At 43.1% G+C, this 24400-nt stretch carries 18 protein-coding genes; 4 read left to right on the top strand and 14 right to left on the bottom strand.

Features of this window, described 5'->3' with window-relative positions; genetic code table 11:
- Positions 1–23: 23 nt before the first annotated feature.
- From MKY97_RS15280 to MKY97_RS15260, 5 genes are read right to left on the bottom strand one after another with little or no spacing between them, the layout of a single operon-like run.
- Positions 24–1118 carry a radical SAM protein gene (locus MKY97_RS15280; protein ID WP_342551217.1) on the bottom strand — a complete coding sequence of 365 codons (1095 nt, stop codon included), beginning with the start codon at positions 1116–1118 and terminating at the stop codon, positions 24–26.
- Positions 1081–2247, bottom strand: coding sequence for a UDP-glucuronosyltransferase (locus tag MKY97_RS15275; protein WP_342551216.1), 1167 nt, complete (start codon positions 2245–2247; stop codon positions 1081–1083). Before MKY97_RS15275 ends, MKY97_RS15280 begins: the two co-directional genes overlap by 38 nt.
- Positions 2248–2297: 50 nt before the next feature.
- Entirely contained in the window at positions 2298–3638 is a 1341-nt protein-coding gene (locus MKY97_RS15270) for a hypothetical protein (protein WP_342551215.1), read from the bottom strand.
- Positions 3635–3877 (bottom strand): phosphopantetheine-binding protein, encoded by a 243-nt coding sequence (locus MKY97_RS15265; RefSeq protein ID WP_123066949.1) that lies wholly within the window; start codon positions 3875–3877, stop codon positions 3635–3637. The genes MKY97_RS15270 and MKY97_RS15265 overlap by 4 nt, the downstream gene beginning before the upstream one ends.
- A complete protein-coding gene (locus tag MKY97_RS15260) occupies positions 3867–4712 on the bottom strand; it encodes a class I SAM-dependent methyltransferase (RefSeq protein ID WP_342551214.1) in 846 nt (281 codons plus the stop codon). Before MKY97_RS15260 ends, MKY97_RS15265 begins: the two co-directional genes overlap by 11 nt.
- 63 nt (positions 4713–4775) lie before the next feature.
- On the opposite strand from MKY97_RS15260, the gene MKY97_RS15255 reads away from it, so the two are divergent.
- The 3 genes from MKY97_RS15255 to MKY97_RS15245 all read left to right on the top strand — a co-directional run bounded on the left by MKY97_RS15255 (position 4776) and on the right by MKY97_RS15245 (position 7559).
- A complete protein-coding gene (locus tag MKY97_RS15255) occupies positions 4776–5717 on the top strand; it encodes a helix-turn-helix domain-containing protein (RefSeq protein ID WP_342551213.1) in 942 nt (313 codons plus the stop codon).
- A complete protein-coding gene (locus MKY97_RS15250; RefSeq protein ID WP_342551212.1) occupies positions 5711–6691 on the top strand; it encodes a BtrH N-terminal domain-containing protein in 981 nt (326 codons plus the stop codon). Before MKY97_RS15255 ends, MKY97_RS15250 begins: the two co-directional genes overlap by 7 nt.
- A gap of 79 nt (positions 6692–6770) precedes the next feature.
- Positions 6771–7559 (top strand): nucleotidyltransferase domain-containing protein, encoded by a 789-nt coding sequence (locus MKY97_RS15245; RefSeq protein WP_342551211.1) that lies wholly within the window; start codon positions 6771–6773, stop codon positions 7557–7559.
- 148 nt (positions 7560–7707) lie between these two features.
- Here the strand turns inward: MKY97_RS15245 and MKY97_RS15240 are convergent, their stop codons facing one another.
- The 4 genes from MKY97_RS15240 to MKY97_RS15225 form a co-directional block, all read right to left on the bottom strand.
- Positions 7708–8460, bottom strand: a complete 753-nt coding sequence (locus tag MKY97_RS15240) for a glucose 1-dehydrogenase (RefSeq protein WP_342556345.1) — start codon at positions 8458–8460, stop codon at positions 7708–7710.
- A 313-nt stretch (positions 8461–8773) separates the two neighbouring features.
- A complete protein-coding gene (locus tag MKY97_RS15235) occupies positions 8774–9763 on the bottom strand; it encodes an alpha/beta hydrolase (RefSeq protein WP_342551210.1) in 990 nt (329 codons plus the stop codon).
- 208 nt (positions 9764–9971) lie between these two features.
- Entirely contained in the window at positions 9972–12812 is a 2841-nt protein-coding gene (locus MKY97_RS15230; protein ID WP_342551209.1) for a family 78 glycoside hydrolase catalytic domain, read from the bottom strand.
- Positions 12813–12864: 52 nt separating this feature from the next.
- A complete protein-coding gene (locus MKY97_RS15225) occupies positions 12865–14514 on the bottom strand; it encodes a hypothetical protein (RefSeq protein ID WP_342551208.1) in 1650 nt (549 codons plus the stop codon).
- Between the two features lie 180 nt (positions 14515–14694).
- On the opposite strand from MKY97_RS15225, the gene MKY97_RS15220 reads away from it, so the two are divergent.
- Positions 14695–16377 carry a histidine kinase gene (locus tag MKY97_RS15220; RefSeq protein WP_123066941.1) on the top strand — a complete coding sequence of 561 codons (1683 nt, stop codon included), beginning with the start codon at positions 14695–14697 and terminating at the stop codon, positions 16375–16377.
- A gap of 99 nt (positions 16378–16476) precedes the next feature.
- On the opposite strand, the gene MKY97_RS15215 is transcribed toward MKY97_RS15220, so the two are convergent.
- From MKY97_RS15215 to MKY97_RS15195, 5 genes are all read right to left on the bottom strand, one after another.
- Positions 16477–18183, bottom strand: coding sequence for a sugar ABC transporter (locus tag MKY97_RS15215; RefSeq protein WP_342551207.1), 1707 nt, complete (start codon positions 18181–18183; stop codon positions 16477–16479).
- A gap of 19 nt (positions 18184–18202) precedes the next feature.
- Positions 18203–18946 carry a carbohydrate ABC transporter permease gene (locus MKY97_RS15210; RefSeq protein WP_342551206.1) on the bottom strand — a complete coding sequence of 248 codons (744 nt, stop codon included), beginning with the start codon at positions 18944–18946 and terminating at the stop codon, positions 18203–18205.
- A 143-nt stretch (positions 18947–19089) separates the two neighbouring features.
- On the bottom strand, positions 19090–19947 hold the full coding sequence (locus MKY97_RS15205; protein ID WP_342556344.1) for an ABC transporter permease subunit: 858 nt from the start codon (positions 19945–19947) through the stop codon (positions 19090–19092).
- 258 nt (positions 19948–20205) lie between these two features.
- Complete coding sequence (locus tag MKY97_RS15200) at positions 20206–22803, bottom strand: family 78 glycoside hydrolase catalytic domain (RefSeq protein WP_342551205.1); 2598 nt, start codon at positions 22801–22803, stop codon at positions 20206–20208.
- Positions 22804–22830: 27 nt separating this feature from the next.
- Complete coding sequence (locus tag MKY97_RS15195; RefSeq protein WP_342551204.1) at positions 22831–24366, bottom strand: NAD(P)-dependent oxidoreductase; 1536 nt, start codon at positions 24364–24366, stop codon at positions 22831–22833.
- Between the last annotated feature and the right edge of the window lie 34 nt (positions 24367–24400).

The following is a 24400-nucleotide window of genomic DNA, read 5'->3' as shown; positions in this document are numbered from 1 at the left end:
AACTTTATGTCCGCGTTCACCATTTACGGTTTTTCGTTATAAAACAGGCAGCAACCTTGGCAGATAGGCAAAAGATGCTTACGAAGATAACGCCGATATTGCTTGTACTTTTCCCCTCTCCAGATCGCAGCAATGCTCTCATCATTAACGTTGCCCAGCGTAAGATCATAATAAGCATGACAGGACGTAACATCACCTCTGGCGTTAATTTCGGTGCTTATCCACGGAAAAGGGCAGCGTTTTTTGATATGCGTCATCGAATGCCAGTCTGCGGAAAAGTATTTCCTGATGTTATCCTCCGACATCATTTGAGGATACGTATTCATATATTTGTTGTTTTTTTCGCAAAATTCAGCTAGACGCTGGACTTGTTTCTCAATCAGACCCGCATCCATGTCCGAAAAAATGGCTGGATCACAAACAAATCCTTTGGATAGAGGCGCTTCTTGCACTCCAAATTCTTTTCTGAGAATCCCGCTATACTGTTGATGGTTTTCCTCCGTTATATAAGCCTGCAGCTCAATACTGATGCAATCCAGCTTGGAAATATCAATGGATTCAAAGAAAAATCGTTCCAGATGCCGGTGATTTGCAGGTGTAACGACTGTACTAATACCGATCTGCGGATACGCACTTGCTGATTGTTCTCTTAAGGAAAGAAGTTTGTTGATTCCGCGAATAGCTTTTTTAAAAACTCCCTTACCACGCTGAGCATCATTAATTTCTTCCGGACCATCAAGTGAAATCCATATCCGCTCAGGCGGATATTGAATTAACATCTCTGCATGTTTCTCCAAAAGCGTTCCATTCGTCGGAAAATGAACTTTACTCCCTGCTTCATGAATGGCCTGAAGGATTTCACCAATTTGAGGATGCAGCAGAGGTTCCCCTCCGTAGAGCTCATAGTAAGGTTGTGCGGGTTTACAGGTTGCGATAATATCACGAATCACATCGATACTTAATTGGTTTAAAACCTTATACTCACGATAAGGACCGTTCTCTCCCCATTCGTAACACATTCTGCATCGAAGATTACAGCTCTCAAGCAGTTGTAAAAAAACCCACTTGGGTAATGAGACATCAAGATTTGGCATGGTTATTGTGGATTCGATCTGCATGTAATGCCTCCTTCTCGGAATGAATGAAGCGGCTCATATATTCTGTGGGATAATCTTGAATCTGTTGCTGTCTAGAGATCAGATTATGAGCAAGTTGTGCTAGTAGATCTTTGGAGTAGCCCTGCTCAGCCCATACGTTGTACGGTATGCCAAACCCGTTTTCCTCCCAGATGGATGCATTGCGCTTCTCATGCTCACCAAATGGTTCAAGCATAATGAGTGGTGTGCCTGATGCTAAAGAATCCATCAAAGCCCCTGCACCAGGCTTGGATACAACCGCCATGGCTTGGCGAACTAATCCATATAGTCCGTGATGCTCAATGGGTGTCTTGTAAACAAAGGGTTTACCAGAATCCGTAATAACGTATGGAGGAAATGTGTGCAAACCAGACTCGTCTCTGAACCATGTCCGCCAATGAGGATCATTCATTATATAGCGTAAACCTGGCGTATTTGAAGGGACCACCTCTTCTTCCGTGTATGCTACAATATCCAGGTCATACCCGTGTTCAGTGTCCAGGAGCTGACGAAGCTTTTCCCTGAAGGTTCCAACGCCCCATCCTCCTCCATGAATAACGAGACGACTTGGCCGTTCTTCAAATGGAACCAACGGCTTGTCATCCACATCAAGTCGATACATAATCTCAAGTCTGTTCGGATGATACAGAGGAATTTCCCGATAAAATGAGGCATAGTCGGGTTTAAGCTTCAGTAGTTGTTTCCATGAGGGAGATAGACTGGAGTCCACATACAACAGATCCACGTCAATCTCATCCTTTGTTCGTTCACGCAGGATATCCAGCAAGTGGACCCAGTGCCCGGACAACACGATAAATCGAGTACGTTCTTCCTCCAGCCACTGGTCAAGCAGAGACTCTACTGCAGCGAAGTTCAGACTTTGGCGAATATCTCCAGGTATTCGTTGGGATGCAAGAGCGACAGCAAAATTTTCACGATAAGCCTGTCTGCTTTGGTCTGTTTTGAATTGCTTGTCCTCGTCCATCACGTTTTCAAATACTTCAATGCAGGTTTCCAGACCAAGTTGCTGTAACCTTCTGGCGAGGATTAGTCCTGGGATATAAAAACCCAATCCGAAACCGGAACATAATATAGTAATCTTTTGACCCATTTGCACCGTCTCCCCTAGCATAGTAAGCTTGGAATCCTGACAAACTCGGGCTAGGTAATCATGTTTATCCCTGAATCCAGCAATGACTGGTTAACTCCAGCAACTACGTTTTGCATATGCTGCTGGCTCTCATAAATAACTGCAAAATAGAGTCGTCCCATGGTACGTTCATTCTGATCACGATTTGTCAAAGGAGATATAAGAGTTCCCGAGGAGAGTGGCAAGATTCCCATCCCTCTCTCTTTGGTGTACAAGATCTGCTGTTGATTTAAATTTTGAAGCAAGTGTTCATATTGGAAACGGGCAGGAACTGCGAGATTGAGCTGTATCAGGCTACTATGCAGCTGTGTATCGGTAATTAAGCCATCCACACCGTGTTTAATTAAACTCATGGATTTTCGGGCATTTATTTCAACCAGAGGTTCAATTGAATGATCTTGTAATATCATAGAATCGATACAAACATCGCCAAAGTAGCCGTCTTGATATAATAAGCGTCCGATTTCTAACACTTGATCCGTATAACCGGAATCATATAAGTGCGCTTTGAAGGATTCACTCATCGTATGTGAAGCACCGAATGCGTATCCATGATTATCAAGTTGTTGAAAAGAAACGAGTTGAACCTCGCCCGATTCATGAATATAAAGCTGGCAAGAGAAATCAAATTTACGATCCAGTAGAGGTTCTACGACAAAACGAATCAACTTTTCCTGTGCAGCTTGCTTATCCAGATGCTTGATCAAACGAAGCAAGGCTTTTTCGGAGTGAATGAGTAAATTCCCTTTTCCGGACACACCAAACTCATCTTTTAGCATCACAGCTCCGTCACAAAGCATTTCTTTGGCGATCGCAAGTAGTTGTTCCCTCCCCTCGACCACTCTGCCGACATTCGGCAGGTTCAACCTATCGCGCATTTCAAGTGAGTACGATTTAGCATTAATGCGCTGTACAATATTTTGCTCGGGATAATGGGATGCAAGATGGTGCCTTTGTGCAAAAGCTAGTGTTCCAGGTATTAACGCAAACGCTTCCAAGGTTGCTTTTTCCAAAGAGAAGCAAGATAGTAGTTGTTCCGTAACATTAGAGAGATTCATGATTTCAAAGACATTTAAGTGAAACATTTCGTTCTCCCTATCTGAGGTAAACCAGGGATTTCGATTCATATGGATGTCATATCCGATCGAGCGAATGTAATCATATTGAACGGAGTCCATGACATGGCGCGTAAGCAGCAAGTCTCCGTTTTTACAAAAGACAAACAGAAGCTCGTCCATGGAATCAGTAATCTTCTTTGTTTGTATATTCTGTATGGCAGGAATAGAAGCAAGCCGGGAATCGCGCCAGTACCGCTCTGCTTCAAATGATCCACAATGTAGAGCAAAATTCATACGCTGGCCATCTGATGGATGAATTGTGAAAATTTCTGCACGGATTGCAGATGCTCCAGACTGAAATGATCAAAATCAACTTCGATATCGAACTCTTCTTCAATACGTAAAATAAAATTGATAATCTGCAGTGAATCCATTCCTGCATCATGAGTCAGATCAGAGGATTCATTCAGCTTGTTAACCAGGCTTGGGTCTTCCTTGATTTCAGCTATGATCTCAATAATTTTAGTTGTCATTGTATACAGCCTCCCTTTTTCGCAGTACCACTACGATATCTGTCTGAGGTACAAATAAATTGTAATTCGTTACATGCACTTGTCTTGTTTCGGTTACGGATTCAATCTTTAATTCAGGAGGAATACAGCGCTCAATGTGAGCAATTAACGATTCTTTCGTAAATCTCCAAATTACACCATCAATCGAAGAGTTCGCCATATAGCCACTTTCCATTGTAGAACCTGAAAGAGGCTTGAGAACAACCGGGTCGGCAATAATGATAGATCCACCGTCACGTAACAGTCTGGAGCTCTCAACGAAGGCTTTTTTGTGATGACGAATGTGATGAAAGCTTCGTGCAAACAAAATCATATCGCAGCTATGATCAGGTAAAGAAGTCGGCTTATCAATGAAGGCATGGATATAAGAATCAAACCTTCCCCACTTCTTTCCAAGTTTCAGAGCATTTAAATTGGGATCCATGTTGAAAAAACGAACATCCTTCTGCTTGCGAAGATACTTGTTTAATAAACCTGTACCACAGCCCACCTGAAGAACATCGCCCTTTAAACGGGGTAAAACTTTGTAGACATTACGAGGAATAGGGAAATTTTGAACGTACATGGCCAATTCGTAGAAAATCGGATAACGCTCTTGCAATCGAACCAATTTACTGGTATAGAAAGGCTTCCGCTTTTTGTGACGTTTAAAGTCCCATTTGTTCAAATAGTAGACAGGGGTTAACAGCAGGAACAGAATAATAAAGACACCTTGTACGCCATAAATCCCCAATTTTTTAAAACGATCATTGGAATTACGAGGCATCATTTGTTCAGAAGTATTGAAAATGATCACTCCCCTCTCACAACGCTATAAATGGTGTAGAACCCATTCTAACAAGATCAGAGAATCCAATATATGGTTGAATACGCCAAAAAATATAGATATACTGTCCGTAAGCAATGCTTCCTACCAAATGACTTACGAAGCGGAGGGAATCTGATCATGCACGATTCAATCGAATTTAGAGAAGAGTATTTTTTTGACTCTATCACCCCCGTCCATTTGAAGCTGACAAAAGAAGAGCCGTTTACGATGATGCATCACCATGATTTTGTTGAAATCGCTTATGTATATGAAGGAGAAGGGCTTCATCAGATTGGGGATCAATGTATCCTGGTTTCCAAAGGCGACTTGTTTGTCATCCCTCCTGGCGTATCACATGTGTTTCAACCACTGGATTTGAAAGAACAGGCCCCGTTATATATCATGAACTGTCTCTATAAGCCATTTTTGGAGAAATCATTTTTTCGTGGAGGACGCACTTGGTCTATGTTCGTCGAGCGGCGTAATGAATTTCGCAACGTATTCAAACAAATGTTACATCAACAGGAGGCTCCTGCTGCGCCTTATTTAGCTGCTGCTCAATGCCAGTTACTGAATAAACTATTCTACATTCTCTACAATAGTAAACAGCAAAAGCTGTACAGAAAGACCGAGATTAAGGATTTTTCCATACACCAAGCCATTCAATATATGGGGACCCATTATAGGGATACACTTACACTTGAAAAAATAAGCCAGCTTGTTGCGATGAGTACAAGAAACTTTCAACGAATGTTTAAAAAAGAAACGGGTATCAGTTATATTCAGATGTTACAACACATTCGTATGTTATACAGTTGCAAACTGCTGGAGTATTCAAACTGGAGTGTTCAAAAAATTGCTCAAGCGATTGGCATCGATGACATGAAATATTTTTACAAATTATTTAGAGAACATTATGGAACTACTCCAGGGGCATACAGGCAATACATAGGGATTTCTGCTGAACTACTTCGGGAGGATACAACATGTTAGATATACAACCGCTCAAAAGCTTTAATACCCATTTTCAAGTAACGTCTTGTATTGATGATCACTTCAGAACGATTTCCACTTGGCTAGGCAGAGATATGAGAACGATGTATGCAGATGCATGGGTCTTTGAGTACGATGCTGATCCACAACGACTTTTGCTGGATCGCATCGTCTATCCTCGTTTAAATCTGGGTTACCTGGACACCTATCATGGTATACAAGTTGATTTTAGAGACAGAAATTTCAGTGGGACTACGCTGAACAGCAACGAGGATGAAAAGCCATTTCTAGATATGCTGCAGTCTGAGTTAGATGCTGGCATGGCTGTACTGGTAGGTATTGATGTGTATTATTGTCCATGGTCTGACGGTTATCTCAAAACGCATGCACGGCATTCCTGTCTTGCTGTAGGCATAGACCAGAAAGACCAGAAAATAATGCTGGTGGATGCGTATTATGGACAAAAAAATATGGAGATGGAACTCCAATTGTTTTTGAACATCTCATTTTACTATGCTATCTTTCGTTTAACGGATCCCTGCTCTTCTCACAACGATTGGAAAGGACTGCTATCTTCCAGTTTACATGATCAAACGAGCATCCAAACAATGCAAAACAGTATTCGGAACTTAAAAGATTTTGCCAAGGCTTACTCAGAGGAAGGAATCGTTATTTCAGATCCCAAAATAGATACACAACACGCTATCTTTCAATGGATGAGGTTTTCATTGGCCAGACTTAGATATGCGTCGTTTATCTTTTATTTACATGAACTATCTCAGGAAGATATGTTCCATACGATTGGAGGACACTACTTGGAGCTTGCTAGAAAATGGGATGCTATCATGCATCAGTCCATCAAAAGTAGTTTTTCCGGCGATCCCGTGGATCAGCGTCAGAAAATATATAATAAAATGCTCTCTATCATCCAAAGTGAGAGTGAATTCCTTAAGCAACTGCAGGATTTGGCGTAATCCACTATATATCTTATTTGTTCGCTTCTGTAAATTTGAAGTTAGATGAAGTTATCAAATCATACAGGAGTGATTTTTTATGTTTCAGCATCATCAGATCGCATTGAATCAATTGGTCGAGCTTTTAAAACCTGACCCTACGATCAGAGCAATTATAACGGCAGGCTCAATCGCTCAAGGTAAAGCCAGAGAAAACTCGGATATTGACGTTTACATTGTCGTTACAGATGAATCTTTTGAAGAGAGAAAATTGCAGCATCAACTATCATATACCAATCATGAGATCTGTGATTATCCTGAAGGGTATATTGATGGCAAGATTATCAATTATCGTTTTTTGGAACTCGCTGCTGAACAAGGCAGTGAACCTACAAGGTATTCTTTCTTGGGTTCCAAGGCAGTGTATTCAACAATTCCTCAATTGGATGAACTTCTTCAGCGAATCCCTGTTTACCCGGAGCAAAATCGCAAGAAAAATATAATGGATTTTTATGCAGAAATTTACTTGCACGCTTTCTATTTTGCTGGAGAAGCCGTCAAAAAAAACAATCCTTATCTGCTCTCCCATGCTGTTAGCAATTTAGTTTTATTTTCCGGTCGGGCAATTTTGGCGATAAATCATCAGTTGTTTCCCTGCCATAAAGGTCTGATGAATGCAGTCTCTGGAGTAACGAATAAACCGGAAGGCTTTGTAGAATTGACTAATGATCTCATCGCTCATCCGAATTACGAAAAATGCATGGATTACGCGAAGGTCATGCTTGGATTCTATAATCCTAACATTGCTTTCGAGCAAGCGCTTACTATTTTTGTGGCCAACAATGAATGGAACTGGATCGATCAAGAACCGCCGCTAGCGGATCGTTAAGTAGAATAAAGCCAATACGAAATTTTCAAAATATCATCTCCCATTGTTAGGGATCGAATTTGAACAAACTAAACAAGGCCATCACTTTCTGAGTGTGGTGGCCTTGTGGGTTAATTGTTGGATTCTGTTGAACGTATTTGCTTAGATGTTAGAGAGTAAGTCCGCCGTCTGCTAAAATTATGGAGCCGGTCATATAGCTTGATCCATCTGATGCGAGGAATGCTACAAGCTCAGCAAGTTCTTCGGGCTCGGCATAACGTCCCATACGCATATTAGGGAATTCTTCCGGCATATAATCGCTATCCTGAAGCATCTGCGGCACTCCTGCTGTGAGTGAAGTTGCTACACCGCCAGGGCATATTGCATTCACACGAATTCCTTTCCTTACGTATTCAATGGCAGCCGCTTTGGTTAAACCTGCAACACCGTGTTTACTTGCTGTATACGCGGCCAGGCTGTGCTCTGCACGGATTGCAGTTGTGGAGGCTGTGTTAATCACATGACCAAAGCCTTGTTGATCCATCACCTTAAGCGCATGCTTCATACCGAGGAAAATCCCCTTCAGGTTGACATCAATAATTCGTGAAAAATCGCTCAGCGCTGTTTCGTGGAAAGGTTGGAATTTCTGGATGATTCCGGCGTTGTTAAATGCTACATCAATCTTGCCAAACGTTTCTACCGCTTTTTGAATATAGTTTTGAACATGCTCTTCGTTAGATACGTCCGCTTGAACGAAGATGGCTTCCCCCTCTTGCTCTTTCACAAGTTCAAGAGTTTCGTTACCCGTGGCCTCGTTAAAATCAACCAGTACTAGTTTAGCTCCTCTTGAAGCCATAAGTACTGCACTTGCTCTACCGATGCCACTACCCGCCCCCGTAATCGTAATCACTTTCCCAGCCAGAGAATCTGATTTTTTCTTTACTGCTTGAGTTGCCTTTGAAGTCTCTTCTTCTACAAAAGTTACATTAGCGAGATCTGCTTTTAATGCAGCCAAAATCGTTTCAGGCAAATCCACCTGAGGAATAGCGGCAAGTTGATCGAGTGTAAAATGGGAAGCCATTTTGAATGAAGGTTCGTTAATAAACTCTGGCAGATGTTTAGCAAGAAGTGCAGTTGCTTCCGCGTTATTTAATAATTCCGAAATTTTGATGTTCTCGTTGTAGTTTGTCATGTGATCCTCCCTAGATGAATGTATTTCGCTGTTACTGCAATTTCTAAGAATGATTTACCGGAATTTGCCGCAGAGAATCATTCAGTTGCATTATCTTTTCTTCGTTTAATACGTCCCCTGCATATTCTATAATTACACCCAGTGGTACTCCCATGGCATCCGGATGAGGTTCCTCTCCAATCTCCGGCATAGCAGCAAGAATCAACATTTTACAGCTGTCATTCTTCCATAACGCCCCTAGTTTTACATCCAGACTGTACTCCAATACCTCTTCCTCAGGTAAGTGTTCGAGATCTGCAGCAAATTCTCCGAACACACGAGTCATCCAGTTTGTACATAAACTAAACCATTGTGCAACCGAGGGCTCCACCATGCTGATCAGACCCATTGACGTTTGTGGACGGGCAAGGGACAGCCCATGAGTACCTGTAGGAAAAATATGCATCTCAAAAGGTACGTTTTGGCGAGTCAAAGCATCAGCAAAAGCAAGGGAGTTACTCACAGAAACGAGCTTGTCATCGAATGTGTGGAATATAAATGTCGGTGGTGTGAGATGGTCCACCTTCTGATCTACACCTGGGACAGGATTCGGAAAAATCGCACTCATTTCTTCGAGAATACAAGGATAACCAAGAATCAAAGCATCAGGACGATCAGAACCCATCGTACTTAGTGCTGTAGCCAAATGTCCACCTGCGGAGAAACCGCAGACGGCAATTTTTTGCGGATGGATGTCCCACTCTGCACTATGTGTGCGAATAAGCTTCATTGCCTCTTCTGCATCGTTGAGAGGTTGTGGAAACGCAGCATCTTGATTGAGCGAGTAACGTAAAATAAAAGCCTGATATCCTTCGGCCAAAAAAGCCATAGCAATCGGTTCAGCCTCTCGATCAGAGCAGGCTCTGTACCCTCCGCCCGGGAGGATAAGTACCGCAGGCCGTTGTTTCATATTTGGCATCTCGGGTGATGAATCCAGCAGATAGCCAGTCAGGGTAACATTTGTATTGCTCAAGTCATACGATAGAACTTTCATACACGTGCAGGTCTCCTTTTTTATAAGTGTGGTTTCAAAGAAAAAGGGATACTTCCATTGTAGATTTCAGAGATTGGCCCTGCTATAACGCGATACAAAGATCAAATAGCGAAATCCGAAGAAATCATTTCAAACAAAAAAACCGCAAGATCGCGGTTCAATTGTAGTGTTCATCGAAGTGTCCAACCATGAACAAAGGGATTTGAATTTAAACCAGTTGAATCGTCATCAACTTGAGATCCAACTCATCCAGTTCTTCCTCTGGTGTGTTAAACGAAGGATAACTGGACAGATCGCGTATGCTCGCTTCTCCCATAGGACCGATGGTTGAAGGGTCCAGAGAGGCAAGCGTAGGTGAAAGTTCTTGCAGCATACTCCGACTCTCTTCATTACGAAGCAGCACATTGAGAGGTGTACGTGTACTCAGTGTTTGTTTGTATGGAGTAGAAGGCATATAATTAAAGTCGTAATTGCCGCTTGCTACTTCAATACAGACTTCATGGTCACCCTGTAATACCGGCAGGCCGGCATCAGATAGTGCAATCCCGTTCATAAGGACTTGGTCAATAATTGCGCGTGGCAGCTTAATTGTTGCTGTTGCATTAAAGGGAACGGAGAAGCTCAAATATAATTTGCCATGCTCATCAAACTTCCATTCACTTCTGTAAGCTCCAGCTGCTGTATCAATGTGGGCTTTTGTCCACTGAATTCGGAAGTCTGGCATTGGTGCAAGCACGGTATGACGGAAACCAGGCTGATCTTCAGAAGGATTGATGCCAGCCATGTGACGATACATCCATTCCACGATTGCACCATATGCGTAATGATTTAGCGAATTCATACCGCTCTCACTAATTTTCCCATCGGGTAAGATGGAGTTCCACCGTTCCCAGATCGTTGTAGCTCCTAAATTAACGGCATACAGCCAGCTAGGGTAATCATCATTAAGCAAGAGTGTGTAAGCCACATCATTACTTCCGTGTGCTGACAGAACACGATTCAAATATGGCGTTCCAACAAAACCGGTTCTCAGATGATTTTGATCCTTGCGAACACGCATGCGGAGGTCTTCCTCAATTCGTGCTGTATACTGTTCGGGTACGAGATCCATATACAAGGCGACCGCATATGCAGTTTGGGTATCAACTGCCAAACGCCCGTTTGCTGTGAAAAATTCATTTTGAATTGCTGTTCTAACTTCTTGGGCCAGCTTTTCGTAGGAGGCAGCAAGTTCCTCATGCCCTAACACCTTAGCAGCTTTGGCAACGATGTCCGAGGAGTACGCGTAATATGCAGAAGCGATGAAGAAATTATCTGTCCCGCCCATCGGTGAATCGGGATTATCTCCATCTAGTGCCAACCAATCGCCAAAATGGAAACCTACTGTCCAGAGTCTAGATCCCCCGGACTCTTCGTCTGAACGTTTGATGTAATCCACCCATGCTTTCATGCTATCGAATTGTTGCTCCAGGATAGCCTTATCTCCGGAATGTACATACGTATTCCAAGGAATAATTGTTGCTGCATCTCCCCAAGCGCTTGAGCCACCGCCCTGCACTCGGCCCACAGGAACGACCATCGGAACCATTCCATCCCGATCCTCTTGCTCCATCCACAAATCATAACCATATTTATTAAAAAAGGCATACGTGTCCATATTGTAGTTAGCCGTGCCTGAGAAGACCTGTGCGTCTCCAGTCCAGCCCATGCGCTCATCCCGCTGAGGGCAATCTGTAGGCGTGTCCAGGAAATTCCCCTTTTGTCCCCAAAGTGCATTTTGGAATAGACGATTTACACCGGCGTGACTGGTTTCCAGATAACCAATACGATCCATATCGGAGTAAACTACACAGCCTGTAAAATCATTCAGATCCAGCTCTCCAGGCCAGCCTTCTACCTTGACATAGCGGAAGCCGTAAAAGGTGAAATATGGACGTACAACGGCTTCCTCACCATTTGCTGTATATACGTATTCCGCTTTGGCTGACCGAAGGTTTTCACGGAAAAAGTTCCCTTCCTGCAATACTTCGCCGTATTGCAAGCGGATCATGGTTCCTCGGGGTGCTGTTGTGCGGAATTGAAGCCAGCCGACCATATTTTGTCCCATATCAATCACGGTTTCACCCGCTGGTGTGGTCAGAACAGATACAGGTTTCAAAGTTTCCTTGATGACTACCGGGAGACTTCTTCTGGCTTGAATCCGATCGTATCCCAGATCGCTTTCGCGAACCGGATAAATTTCACTTACGTCCAGTGTGGCATCGTAAATTTCCCCATCATAGATGTTGCCATCCAATACATGGGAGCGAGTGGCATGCCAGGACAGGTCCGATGGAATGACCTCTTCTGTACCATCGGCATAAGTGATCACGAATTCGGACAACAAAGCAAAATGATCACCATACAGATTGGCTGTCGTATCACCTTCGAAACCAAAACGGCCCTTGTACCACCCTTTTCCCAGACGCACATCTACCGAATTTGTTCCTTCCTGCAGCAAATCTGTAATATCGTATGTCTGATATTGCAACCATTTGTGATACGCATTATAATGCGGAGTCAGATATTCCTCCCCTGCTTTGACCCCGTTTAATTCCAATTCATAGATGCCCAAACCGCAAATGTAGGCTCTTGCTTGAGTAATCGGACCTCTTAATTCGAAGCTTTTCTTCATCACGGGATGAATATCCCTGTCCAGATCAGGTGTAATCCACATGGCCGTCCAGGATTCATCCATTTTCGCTGTTTCAAACCAGGCAGTTTCACTAACGGCTTGTTCACCCCGTTCATTCCACACGGTAACTCTCCAGAAGTATCGCGTCCGTGGAGCTAATTCCAAGTTTGGTGAGTACGAAAGTGAATCGATATCCTGTTTCTGCCCGCTGTTAAATACGATCTGTGAAAAAGATTCATCAACAGCGATTTCGATCTGTGCCGCAATTTGTTTCGTTGCCGTAGTATCTGTAACCATGTAAGAAAAGCTTGGATTGGATATCTCAAATCCTAACGGATTGGAGATATGATTTGTTTTTAGCTTCGTAATCTTCATCTAAGTAACCTCCTATGTTGATTCGCGAAATTCAGCTGTAAATGATTCAATGTTATGGCCTAGTCTCTGTGGAGCGGTACCACTCGTTCACTTCGTTTGTAATTTGTCTCCCTCCGGAATTCATCCACTTTTGTACAAACTCATCAAACGCAGCAAGTGGCTCCTCTCCATAAATGATCGAGTTAAAAGTTTCCAGCTCATTTTTTTGCAAATAGGCGTTTCGAGCTTGCATCGTTTTGGTCGGGGGACCTTGAAACAGATTGCTGCGATCAATCTGCCTCTGCTGCATCACTACAGCATCTGCCTGCATGATAGGGGATTGAATTTCATCCTTGGGATCAACCCCCATACTTAGTAAAACAGCGCGATCATGTGAATTGAGATTCTTCCCTCGGCCCATTTTCAGTAAAGCTGCTTTGATTCTGGAAGGGTAACTGGCGTATTGTCCCATGAGGGTGTACTTAAACGTTTGCACCTTCCCCCCAGGAATATCATTGCTGTTGCTATCTAAGGATCCATCAGGGTTTAGAACATAATCGTAACCATTTTGATAAGCGCTGAGATACAAAGGATCGTTGGTCACTGTTGCTTCGTATAAATAGTTCTGATACCTGAAAAATGCCTGCAATGCTTCTTCTGAAATATGCCGATTAATCATCAATGCTCCACTGTATGAGTTTCCTTTCAAGCGGGCCGCGGTTCCGTCCATCCCGGCAGGAATGGGATAAGGTACAAACTCGGCTGACGGCTCCTTGGCTTTTAGTTGCTGGAAAGGATAGTCACCAAACCAGCGGGGGCCAGCAACTATCCCTACTTTTCCATCAATGATGTTTTGATTTACTTGACTAAAGTCTTGAAGTGCTAGGTTATTTCCAATGTAACCTTTTCTCTTCCATGATTTTAATGTCGCAAGCGCTTGTTTGATCTGAGGCTGAACACTTCCATACACGAGTTGGCCTTTTTCATTCTTGCTCCATATGCTCGGGATCGCTCCATATGCACCGAATACCCATGAGATATCCCCTATCGGTGAGACGACGTACTGGTCTTTAATTGCAAAATCAATACCGTACGTGTCCTTTATGCCATTTCCGTCCGGGTCGTCATAGGTAAAGGCAGTCATGACCGTTTCCAGTTCTTTCAGATTGTTAGGAGCTTCGAGGTTCAAGTGCTTCAGCCAGTCCTTGCGAATCCAGAGAACAGACTGTGATGCTTGCTCCGTAATGATCGGAATAGCCATACGCTTTCCATTGATCTCGAAAGGCTCCCAGGCTTCTGGCACCTCTGCCATTGCTGCTTTCCATGTGGGCGAAGCATAACGCTCCCAAGCTTCTCCTGCATCCAAGAGTTTTCCTGAAAGCATAAACGTGTTGACCGTATCCATCACATTCGACGTAAAAACATCAGGTAATACATCATCGGAAGAGAGCATTAGCCTAAGCTTCATATCATAGTCTTCAACTGGAGCACTCCATTTTGTACGAATGTTTACACCCAGTGTGTTATAAGCCCAGCGAATATGTACATTATCTGCAGCATTTTCGCCGTTTTTATATACGGTAGTCGGGTCATTCATATTGACTGTTGTCAGCACAACTGCCGATTTATCGGGCTCAGGTTGTGGCGTTTTAGGGCTACATCCTGCAGTGAGCAGGATCAGACATAAGAATGAAAGAGAAAGATAAATTTGTTTCCAGTTCATACGAATCAAGCTCCTTCATCATCATCATATCGTGCCAGTGGTTGAGTCTAAATAACGCTTTATCAACATTACATAATTCATTATTAACCTTACTTCTATATGTAAGTTAAATGGCTTGTAATTCAGAGTTGGCAAGCCTACAATAAGGTGAATTTAGTTCTTGTCAGGGGGAATTTCAGATTGAGAGAGAAATACAGAACATTTCTGAGTATGGTAGCAATTACGTTTATTATGCTTGCTGCTGTTCTTATCATGTATACTTTTTCTGTTCAATCCAGTGTGGATACGGTGCAGAAGGATATTGAAACGAATAATCTCAATCGTGTCCAATTTGTAGTGAATTCGCTGGATCAAAGCCTGGACCGGTTAAACATGTTATCCATCTCGATGGAAACAGACAACTCCATTGCTTTGTTACGCTCGGTTGATGTGATGAGCTCCTACGAACAGGTACAATTAATTCAGAATATTGCTACAAGAGTCAATCTTCAAAGTTTGTCAGAAGGATGGAACAACAAAATCTCCATCTATTCTACACTTTTGAAACAATGGATTATTTCTTCCGAGATGGGCATGAAAGCTCCTATCGTTAACTCCAATAATACAGGTTGGCATTTTGATAAAGCATCGGATAAATACTACAAATATAAAGTGATGCCCCAGACTATTATCCGACTTGAGTTCCCTCGAAGTAATCTTGAAGATATTGTAGAGAACTCCCATCAGGGAGAGAATGAGTCTGTATTTTATAATACTAACGGGGACTCCATCACACGTAAGAAGGCCAGTCCGGTAACATCTAATATTGTAAAGGAGATCGCAAAACATCTTCAACCTACCTCCGGTTCTGAAACCGTGTCTGTAAACGAAGAAAAGTATATCGTAAACTATGTATACTCTCATCAGCTCGGATGGTATTTAATTGACTTCATGCCGCTTGACAGGGCTTTACAACCCATTCGTTTCACTCAGATCTGGTTCTATGCTTCTTGTATCATGCTGTTTATCGCAGGAATCACGATCATTGTGGTTCTCTTCCGTAAAGTACAGATTCCAATTCTCGCCTTATTGAAAGGTGTTCGACTTTTGAAGCATGGGGACTTCTCTTATCGAATACAGCGGGAGAGCAGTAACGAGTTTGATTTTTTATATGGACAATTTAATGATATGGCTGGGCAAATCGAGGATCTGATTGAAAAAGTGTATAAAGAGAAAATTGTAGCAAGGGAAGCCGTGTTAAAGCAGCTGCAGGCTCAGATTAATCCTCATTTTCTGTATAATTGCCTTTTCTTTATCAACAATATGACGAGATTGGGCAATGAGGAAGCGGTGACAGCCATGACTCAAAATCTGGCTGAATATTTCAGGTATACGACGCGATTGGACGAACCTATGACAACCCTGGAAAAAGAGATGGGGATCATACGCAACTATCTTAAAATTCAGAGCTTGCGCATGGATCGGCTCTCCTATCAGATTGAATTTCCGGAGGAATTAAAGACTGTGCCGATTCCGAAACTGCTCATTCAGCCTTTGGTGGAAAACAGTATCATTCATGGTATTGAAACAAAGCGTGATTCTGGCGTCATACACGTCTCAATAAAACGTATTGAGCATGGGATCTGCATCAGGATAGATGATGACGGTAAAGGAATGAGTACGAATGATATCCATGCGCTTAAGGCTAGGATCTCAAAACCTCCGATCGATACGGTGGGATGTGCGCTTTGGAACATTTCGGAACGCCTAAGAATACATGATCCTGTTAACTCACATCTAGAGTTTGAGCAAAGCCCGCTTGGGGGTCTGCGCGTCCAGCTACATTGGTCTCTTGAACCACAACCGAAAGAAAACATGGAGTGAGCTATGGAAATGACTCATGGATTCTCCTCCGTTTAACCAATAATTTGCAACAAAATAAAGGCACCTGGATTATTTAAATCCAGGTGCCTTTTCTCTCGCCTATTGTTGCTTCACGGTATCATACCACTCATTTACTTCTTTGATGATGTTATCTCCTCCGGATGATTTCCACTTTGCAACAAAAGAATCGAATTCATCGACGGGCTTTTTGCCATAAATGATTTCAATATAGGAGTCGATCTGCATTTTGGTTAATAATTCCTGCCTGGAAAGCATCGTTTTGGTAGAAGGACCCTGGAAATACTCTGGTACATCGGTATCACTCTGATCCATTGCAACCAGCAAAGCTTTTGAAGAAAAGGCCTCCAAAGGATTAGATGCGTCATTTCCAAGAATACCAGTTGGTGCCAGTGCCGCTAACTCTTGATTACTCAACGTTTCGTTTTTAGCCATTTTAACATTGGCTTCCAATCTTTTGGAAGGATATACGGCGTCCGAGCCAGTAATCGTATATTTCATCGTTGAAACTTTGCCACCTGTAATTTTACTCTCATCCATAACGGCTTTGCCATTCTCAATCACATAATCGTATCCATCCTGAAAACCCTTGAATAGCAATGGATCATCTGAGTTGTAGGCCTCGTACAAGGCATTTTGATAATGGAAAAACGCCTGTAGAGCTTCTTCTGAAATATCTTTATTAATCAGGATCGCACTCGTATATGGATCCGCGATTGTTCGCATATTTTTGCCATCTGCTCCCTTCGGAATCGGATATGGATTATAAATCGCATTGGGGTTGGATGCCAGCAGCATCGATCCTGGATATACCATCATCCAGTTTTCTCCTCCAAGCATACCCACTTTTCCAGAGGCAACGTTCTCAGCTACTTTATTAAAATCGTGCAGAGCAATGTCACTCGCAATGTATCCCTTGTTCATCCACTCATTGAGTTTGCTCAAACCTGACTTGACCTCTGGTTGAATGGATCCATACTTGAGGTTGCCATCCGTGTCTGGATACCAGCGTTCCGGTATAGCTCCAAACATTCCAAAGAACCATGAAGTATCACCCATAGGTGAGCCGACTACTTGATCTTTCATCGCGAGTTCCAGAGCTAAAGTGTCCTTTTTTCCATTGCCATCAGGATCTTGATTCACAAAAGCATCCATCACCTTCTCCAGCTCATCCAATGTGGTTGGTGCTTTAAGGTTTAACTTATCCAGCCAATCCTGTCTGATCCAAAGTACAGACTGGGTTCCAGCTGTAGGGCGAACTACCGGTATGGCAAATTTTTTGCCATCTTTTATGAAAGGATACCAAGCGGTGGGTTCCTCTGCGAGAGCTGCTTTCCAGGTATCCGATGCGTATTTGTCGAATGCTTCTGTTACGTCAAGCAATTTTCCTGAGTCAATAAAAGTGTTGATCGTGTTGGATTGGCTTGAGTTAGCTACGAATAAATCAGGTATCTTGTCCCCGGAAGACAACATTAGCTTCAATTTGGTGTCGTAATCTACCGCAGAGGATGTCCATAACGTTTTCATTTCTACGCCGAGCGTATCTTTGGCCCAGCGGGTATGAACATTGTCCATATAGTTTTCACCATTTTTGAATTTGACTGTAGGGTCCTCGCTTCTCACCATTGTTACCGATACCGCAGGCTCGATTTTTCCATTCACAATTTTAATTTCTTTTGCAGGCTCATTCGATTTGGCTGCCTCTTCTTTATTGCTGCAAGCGGCTAACAGACTAAAGCTCATCGCAAGAAGCAGGCATCCCCACATCATTTTTCTTTGTTTTTTCATACTTTTCCCCCCAATGGAATTATTCTTTTACTGCACCGATAACAATCCCGGCTGTAAAAAACTTTTGAAGCACAGGATAGATGAGCAAAATCGGTATAGCCCCAATTAAGACCTGAGCTGCCCGAATAGAACGATTGTTAATCTTCGCAATGTCATTCACATTGCTGGCATCGACAACCGGTACAGCAATTAGAGATTTGAGGAGCGTACTGAGTGGTACATTGTCTCCCCTCATATAAATGGAGCCCGCAAACCATTCATTCCAATCGTTCACCACCATAAATAGGCCTACAGTTGCAAGGACAGGCAAGGATAGCGGCAGAAACATATTGAAGAACACCTGCCAATGATTGGCTCCGTCCATAAAAGCAGATTCTTCGATCTCCTTCGGTAATGCTTTGAAAAAATTCATGATGAGAACGAGATAAAATACGTTGACCAAACCTGGAAGCACAAGTGCCCAGACGGAATTATACAAGCCAATTTTGGTGACGAGCAGATAGGTAGGAATTAGCCCGCCATTAAACAACATCGCAACCACAAACAGACTTACAAACAGTTTGTATCCAGCGATGCCGTCCCTCCCGCCGCCTTTGGATAACACATAAGCTGCCATACAGTTGATCATAAGTCCGAGCACCAGGCTTAGCACGGTACGCTGTATTGAAATCCATATCGCTGGCAGGAAAGCGGGATTCTCAAGTGCTTTCAGATAGGAGTTAAAGGTAATATCGATCGGGAAAAAAGTAACTCTGTTTGCCATAACGGCTTCTGTTGAACTTAGCGATATGGCAACAACATGTAGCAATGGTACAACACAAATTAGTGCTAGTAATATCATGAGTACATTATTAAATGTCTGAAACCAGCGCTGAGGCGTAGACATCGCTTGCATAAGATCCCACCTTAGAAAATTTTATAGTCAGCTACTTTGTAGGCAATCCGGTATGCACCCAGAATTAAAATCAGGCTGACAATGGATTTGAATAAACCGATTGCAGTAGAGAAGCTGTAGTTACCATCAATCAGACCGATCCGATAAACAAAAGTATCGATGATATCACCTTTTTCATACACCAGAGGGTTATACAAATTAAAGATTTGATCAAAGCCTGCATTCAGTATTTGACTGAGTGAAAGTGTTAGTACCACAGCTATTGTTGGAATTAGAGATGGCAAAGTGATATGCAACATCTGTTTCCATTTGCCTGCTCCATCAATCTGTGCTGCTTCATACAGTGCTGGATTGATTCCGACTATGGCCGCGAGGAAAATGATGGAACCATATCCGAACTCTTTCCATACTTCACTCGATACCACTGTAAACAGAAACCAGTTGTTATCACCCAGAAAGAAGATGGGGTTGAGTCCTAATGCCTGCAGTGCCTGATTAACAAGACCGCTGTCCGGGTTAAGCAGCTCAATAAAAATACCGCCTAGAACAACCCATGAGAGAAAGTGTGGGAGAAAAACAAATGTTTGAACAGTACTTCTTAATACTTTGCGGCGGACTTCATTAATCAGCAGTGCAAAGCCCATCGTCGAAATAAAACCAAAAACCAGTTTTAACACCGCGATCCGAAGTGTATTCCAGATGACCTGCACGCTATCTGGATATTCAAATAGAAATTTGAAATGTTCCATACCTACCCATTCGGACCCCATTATCCCCAGATAAGGTTTGTAATCCTGAAACGCCATGACTAGTCCGCCCAGGGGCATGTAGACAAATACAAGAACCAATAGCACGGCGGGGCTTAACATTAAGTAGAGCTGCCAGCGATCTCCTCGTCTATTGATTTTCACTTTGTCCTTTTTTGGGGCTGCCAACTCCATATGAGACCTCCTCATGTCTGATGTAGAATAGTATTAATGGATTTATTGTAAGCGCATACAAGTCTGCGGGATATAATGCAATACAAAGGGTGAATAGCGTTTTCTTAACCTATAGATGAAAAAGCTGATCGTAAAAAAAGCCGCCATACAGGCGACTTCATTACGTAGACCGTTCTCTGGACTAACTTAATGTACAACGATTTGCTCTTTATAACTTTTTTTTACAGGAGCATTTGTATTCAAGGAGCATCGGAAGCTGTGCTGTCCACTCGTCAAAATGTGTATCTCTCCATTGGGCATGTGTAAAGAGCATGTTGTAGAAACGGGGACTGTAACCTCGACATGGAATTGATGTTCATCCCGTTTCCAGTCTACACTCGCCAGGCCATAAGGGGTTATCGTAGAAGCTTTAGCCCATGTAATGCCTCCTCCAATCATAGGAGCGACTCGGAAAGTCTGATATCCGCCGCTGGTGGACTCCAAACCTGCAAGCCTTTTATAAAGCCAATCGCCCACAGCTCCATTCGCGTAATGATTAAAGGAAACCATTCCCCCATTCGATTCTTCTGCAGATTTATTGCCGCTTAGTTCTTCAATATTTACAGTTCCATCAGGTCTCAGTGCATCCCAGCGCTCCCAGATCGTTGTCCCGCCAGCCTTCACCTCGTATAGCCAGGATGGACATTCCTCCTGTAACAGCAGTTCATATGCTGCGTCAAGCTGTCCATTGTCAGACAGGGCAAACAGTAGATAAGGGGTTCCGGTAAAGCCTGTTGTAAGGTGATTTCCCGCTTCGTGAATTAATCGAGTCAAATTATTCACCATTTGCTTTGTTTCCTCACCTTCCGTCATGCCAAAATGAAGGGGGAGCACATAGGCCGTCTGAAATTCTTCTTTCATATTCCCCTGTTTATCAGTAAATACGTTCCGGTACGCGGTGATAATTTTTTTTCTTAAATCGTAGTAATAGGATACATCTTCGGTGTGCCCTAGAATGGAAGCGATCTTTGCCATAATGCCACACGAGTTAGCGAAATAAGCGGTGCCTACCCATTTCCCTTTTTTAATCCATGCTTTGGCATCTCCTTCCGGTGCAGCCCAGTCACCAAAATGGAACGGGAAACGCCAAACATAACGATCAGCAGGCGAGACTGCTAGGAAAGAAGACCACCATTTCGCTGCTTTTAGAAATTTCTTCATGGAAACATATTGTTTTTCAAGAACCTGTTTATTGCCGCGTGCCAAGTATTCAGCCCAAGGGACCAGAATACTGCTGTCTCCCCAACATGAATTAGCCATTGCAGGCCAGTGATCTCCACCTCGGGGAATAACCATAGGAAATCCGCCACCTTTGGATTGCTCTGCTCGCATATCCATCAACCATTTATCAAAGAATCGGCTCATGTCGAAGTTGAAACAAGCGGTTGAAGCAAAAACAGCAATATCCCCTGTCCATCCCTGACGTTCATCCCGTTGCGGACAGTCTGTTGGAATATCAACAAAGTTGGAGCGTCCTCCCCAACGGATGTTACTCTGAAGCTGTGTTAAGAGTGGATTGGAACATGAAAAATGACCAATCTCCTTGAAATCAGAATGTAGTACATAAGCCGAAAGTTCAATCTGGTCCGGATCTATCCCGGTCAAACCAACATAACGAAATCCCATATAAGTCAACCGAGGTGAATACGTTTGCTCTCCTTCCAGACAAACATATGTCGCAGCAGCCTTCGCGGTACGCAAAGATTTTACGAATAGTTCCTGATCTACCAATACTTCAGCGTGTCGAAACACAACCTTTTGATTGTGTTTCCCCACAATTTTGGCTTGGATAACGCCTGCAAAGTTTTGACCAAAATCATAGATGATTTCACCACTCGGTGCTATTGAGCGGGATATCGGTTTCAATTCTTCCTGTACACGCACGGGCAAACCATACTGAGCTAATAATTCCGGATTTTTGCGAGGGTGGGTTACATCTACCGGCTTCCAATGTACATGGTTAAGATCAATGGTGGCATCATAATGTTCCCCGTCATACCATTCTGCCATACGATAGTTTCCATTCAGAGTAACTTCCCACGTTGGATCGGTAACGATTAAATCTGATGTACCGTCTGTATACTCGATGTACAGTTCCAATAATAATGCTTGACGATCAGCACTAATTTTATTTTTACGAACATAATTGAATGAACCGACAGCCCATCCCCCCGCTACTACAGCTGTGACTGCGTTCGATGATTTCAGTTGATGTGTAACATCATAGGTCTGGTACTGGATCTGATGATCATATGAAGTGAACCCTGGAGCAAAATAATCTTTCCCCACCTTTTCACCATTCAGAGTAAGTTCATATACCCCCAGCGCCGTTACGTTGATCCACGCCCTTGTCACCGTCCGTGTGAGTTCAAAGTTACGGCGAAATGTCATAGGTACAGGAGAAACCTTTTTAGGGAAATCGTAAGACATATCGGTAATCCATTGAGCAGACCATTTTGAACCCATTCTGCCTGTCTTGAATAAAGCAAAATGCTCTGCCTGTTCTCCACTGGTTCCAGTTGCTATGATCCTGACATGATATTCCGTATGCGGTTTTAGCGGCCCCGTGTAAAGATTGTTAATCTGATCTGAGGTGGTCACACGCCAGTCACCGACTTCAATGATGGCTTCATGCAACTTTTCTCCAGCTCGATCCGAAGAAAGTGCAAACGAAATCATGGGTGCATGATCTGTAATACAGCCGGATTCCAATCCGTTGATCTTGATGGAAGATAGCATTAACATTGAGGCCTCTCCTGCCTTGTCAAAATATTATACATCCAGCTCAGAAACTATTTTTTTATAAACTCTGGTCTCATTCGGAGCATGTAACGGAGTCCATACTTGAGCAAAAAATGGATCTACTTTTGCACGTTCAGCATAATTCCAACTCTCACGTTCACATTCAGGGCACCAATGACCAGCATGCAGCACCAGCTTCGGACTGGCTTGGAATGTATGTCCAAATGCACATGTAAAACTCAACTTATTTCTCCAGTTTCCTTTTTCCATCTCTGAAGACAAACATTGTCCTCCCCGAAATGCTGCGGCCGACTTCACATCATCAATTTCGAGATCCCGCTCAGGTTTGGTGTCATCATATCCATGATCAATATGAACTACGGTGTTCCAATCTTTGAAATGCTGGAACTCGCTTAATTTATCAGGTATGTTGTTCCATGCCTCTTTACTGCCCCAATACGCATCAATGTGGTCTTCCACATTTTCTTCAATAAACCGCAGTGTGCCATGTTCCGTTCTGGCCGGTTTTTCAAACATTTTTTTCATGACGGTTCCCATGATTCGTTCTCCAAACGGAAGTTTACACAAGATTTTCGCTGCCGTTGCCTGAGAACCCAGATTTTCAAGGTAACAATGATAAAAATAATCCATCCCGTCCTGACGGAAATGCAAATAATCGTTTAGCTTGTCCGAATCGAGGTAATACTGTCCGTGAAAATTACGAGTGGCATACCATTTCGGATTAATCACATGGTCAAGGTTTTTGAAACCAATTGCCCCGTATAGTTTTTGGTACATCTCATAGGTACTGACACGGCAGGATTCCCCGCCTCCTATATTGTAAACATGACACCAGAAATCCTCGGGCAGCTTGCCTGTAAACTCATAATTGCACAAATTCTCCATCATTCTGCCAGAGTCACGGTCTGATACATACTCCAGGACGTTGTCCAGACAGTTGTGAAACATAATCGCATCCATAATTTTACTCATGGCGGGTCCCATAATTCCGGTTTGACGCAGGCTTACCCAGTATTTGAGCCCGGATTCAATCACAAGACGCTCGGCTGCAATTTTAGAAACGGCATAATAGTCAAACATGCTTGGTTTAAGGGGATCACCTACGCGTCCCCAATGGATAGGTGGCATGCGATCGCCGGTTTCTGCGATGGTTCCGATAAACACCAGCTTGGTATGTTCCTCTTGGCCATGTTCGTATATAGCACTCACCAGATTTTTGACGGCACCGTAATTAATTTCCATAGCTTTCTTGGGGAAATAATCTGCAGCAGGTGACACAAATGCAGCAATGTGAAGAATCAAATCTACGTCTTTGACACATTCAAGCACCTTTTCATAATCCAGTATGTCTCCATACTTTATGGTTACTTCTTTCAACTCTTGATACGGCTCCAGGGCCTTACGATCCTTTTCCGTATCCAGACACAAAGTAACAATGTCATACAAATGGCTGTCTTTGATCATTCTTTTCAAGCTTTCCTGCCCCATGCCACCGGATGCACCAGTAATAAAAACACGTTTTTTGCTGATCATGCGCTGACTCATGTTGTTTCCTCCTGTATGTTCGTGGTTTAAGGTG

Source organism: Paenibacillus sp. FSL R7-0652 (assembly GCF_038595045.1).
Classification (GTDB): Bacteria; Bacillota; Bacilli; order Paenibacillales; family Paenibacillaceae; genus Paenibacillus.
The sequence above is the reverse complement of the archived record's forward strand: the minus strand, read 5'-3'. Positions and strand labels throughout refer to the sequence as shown.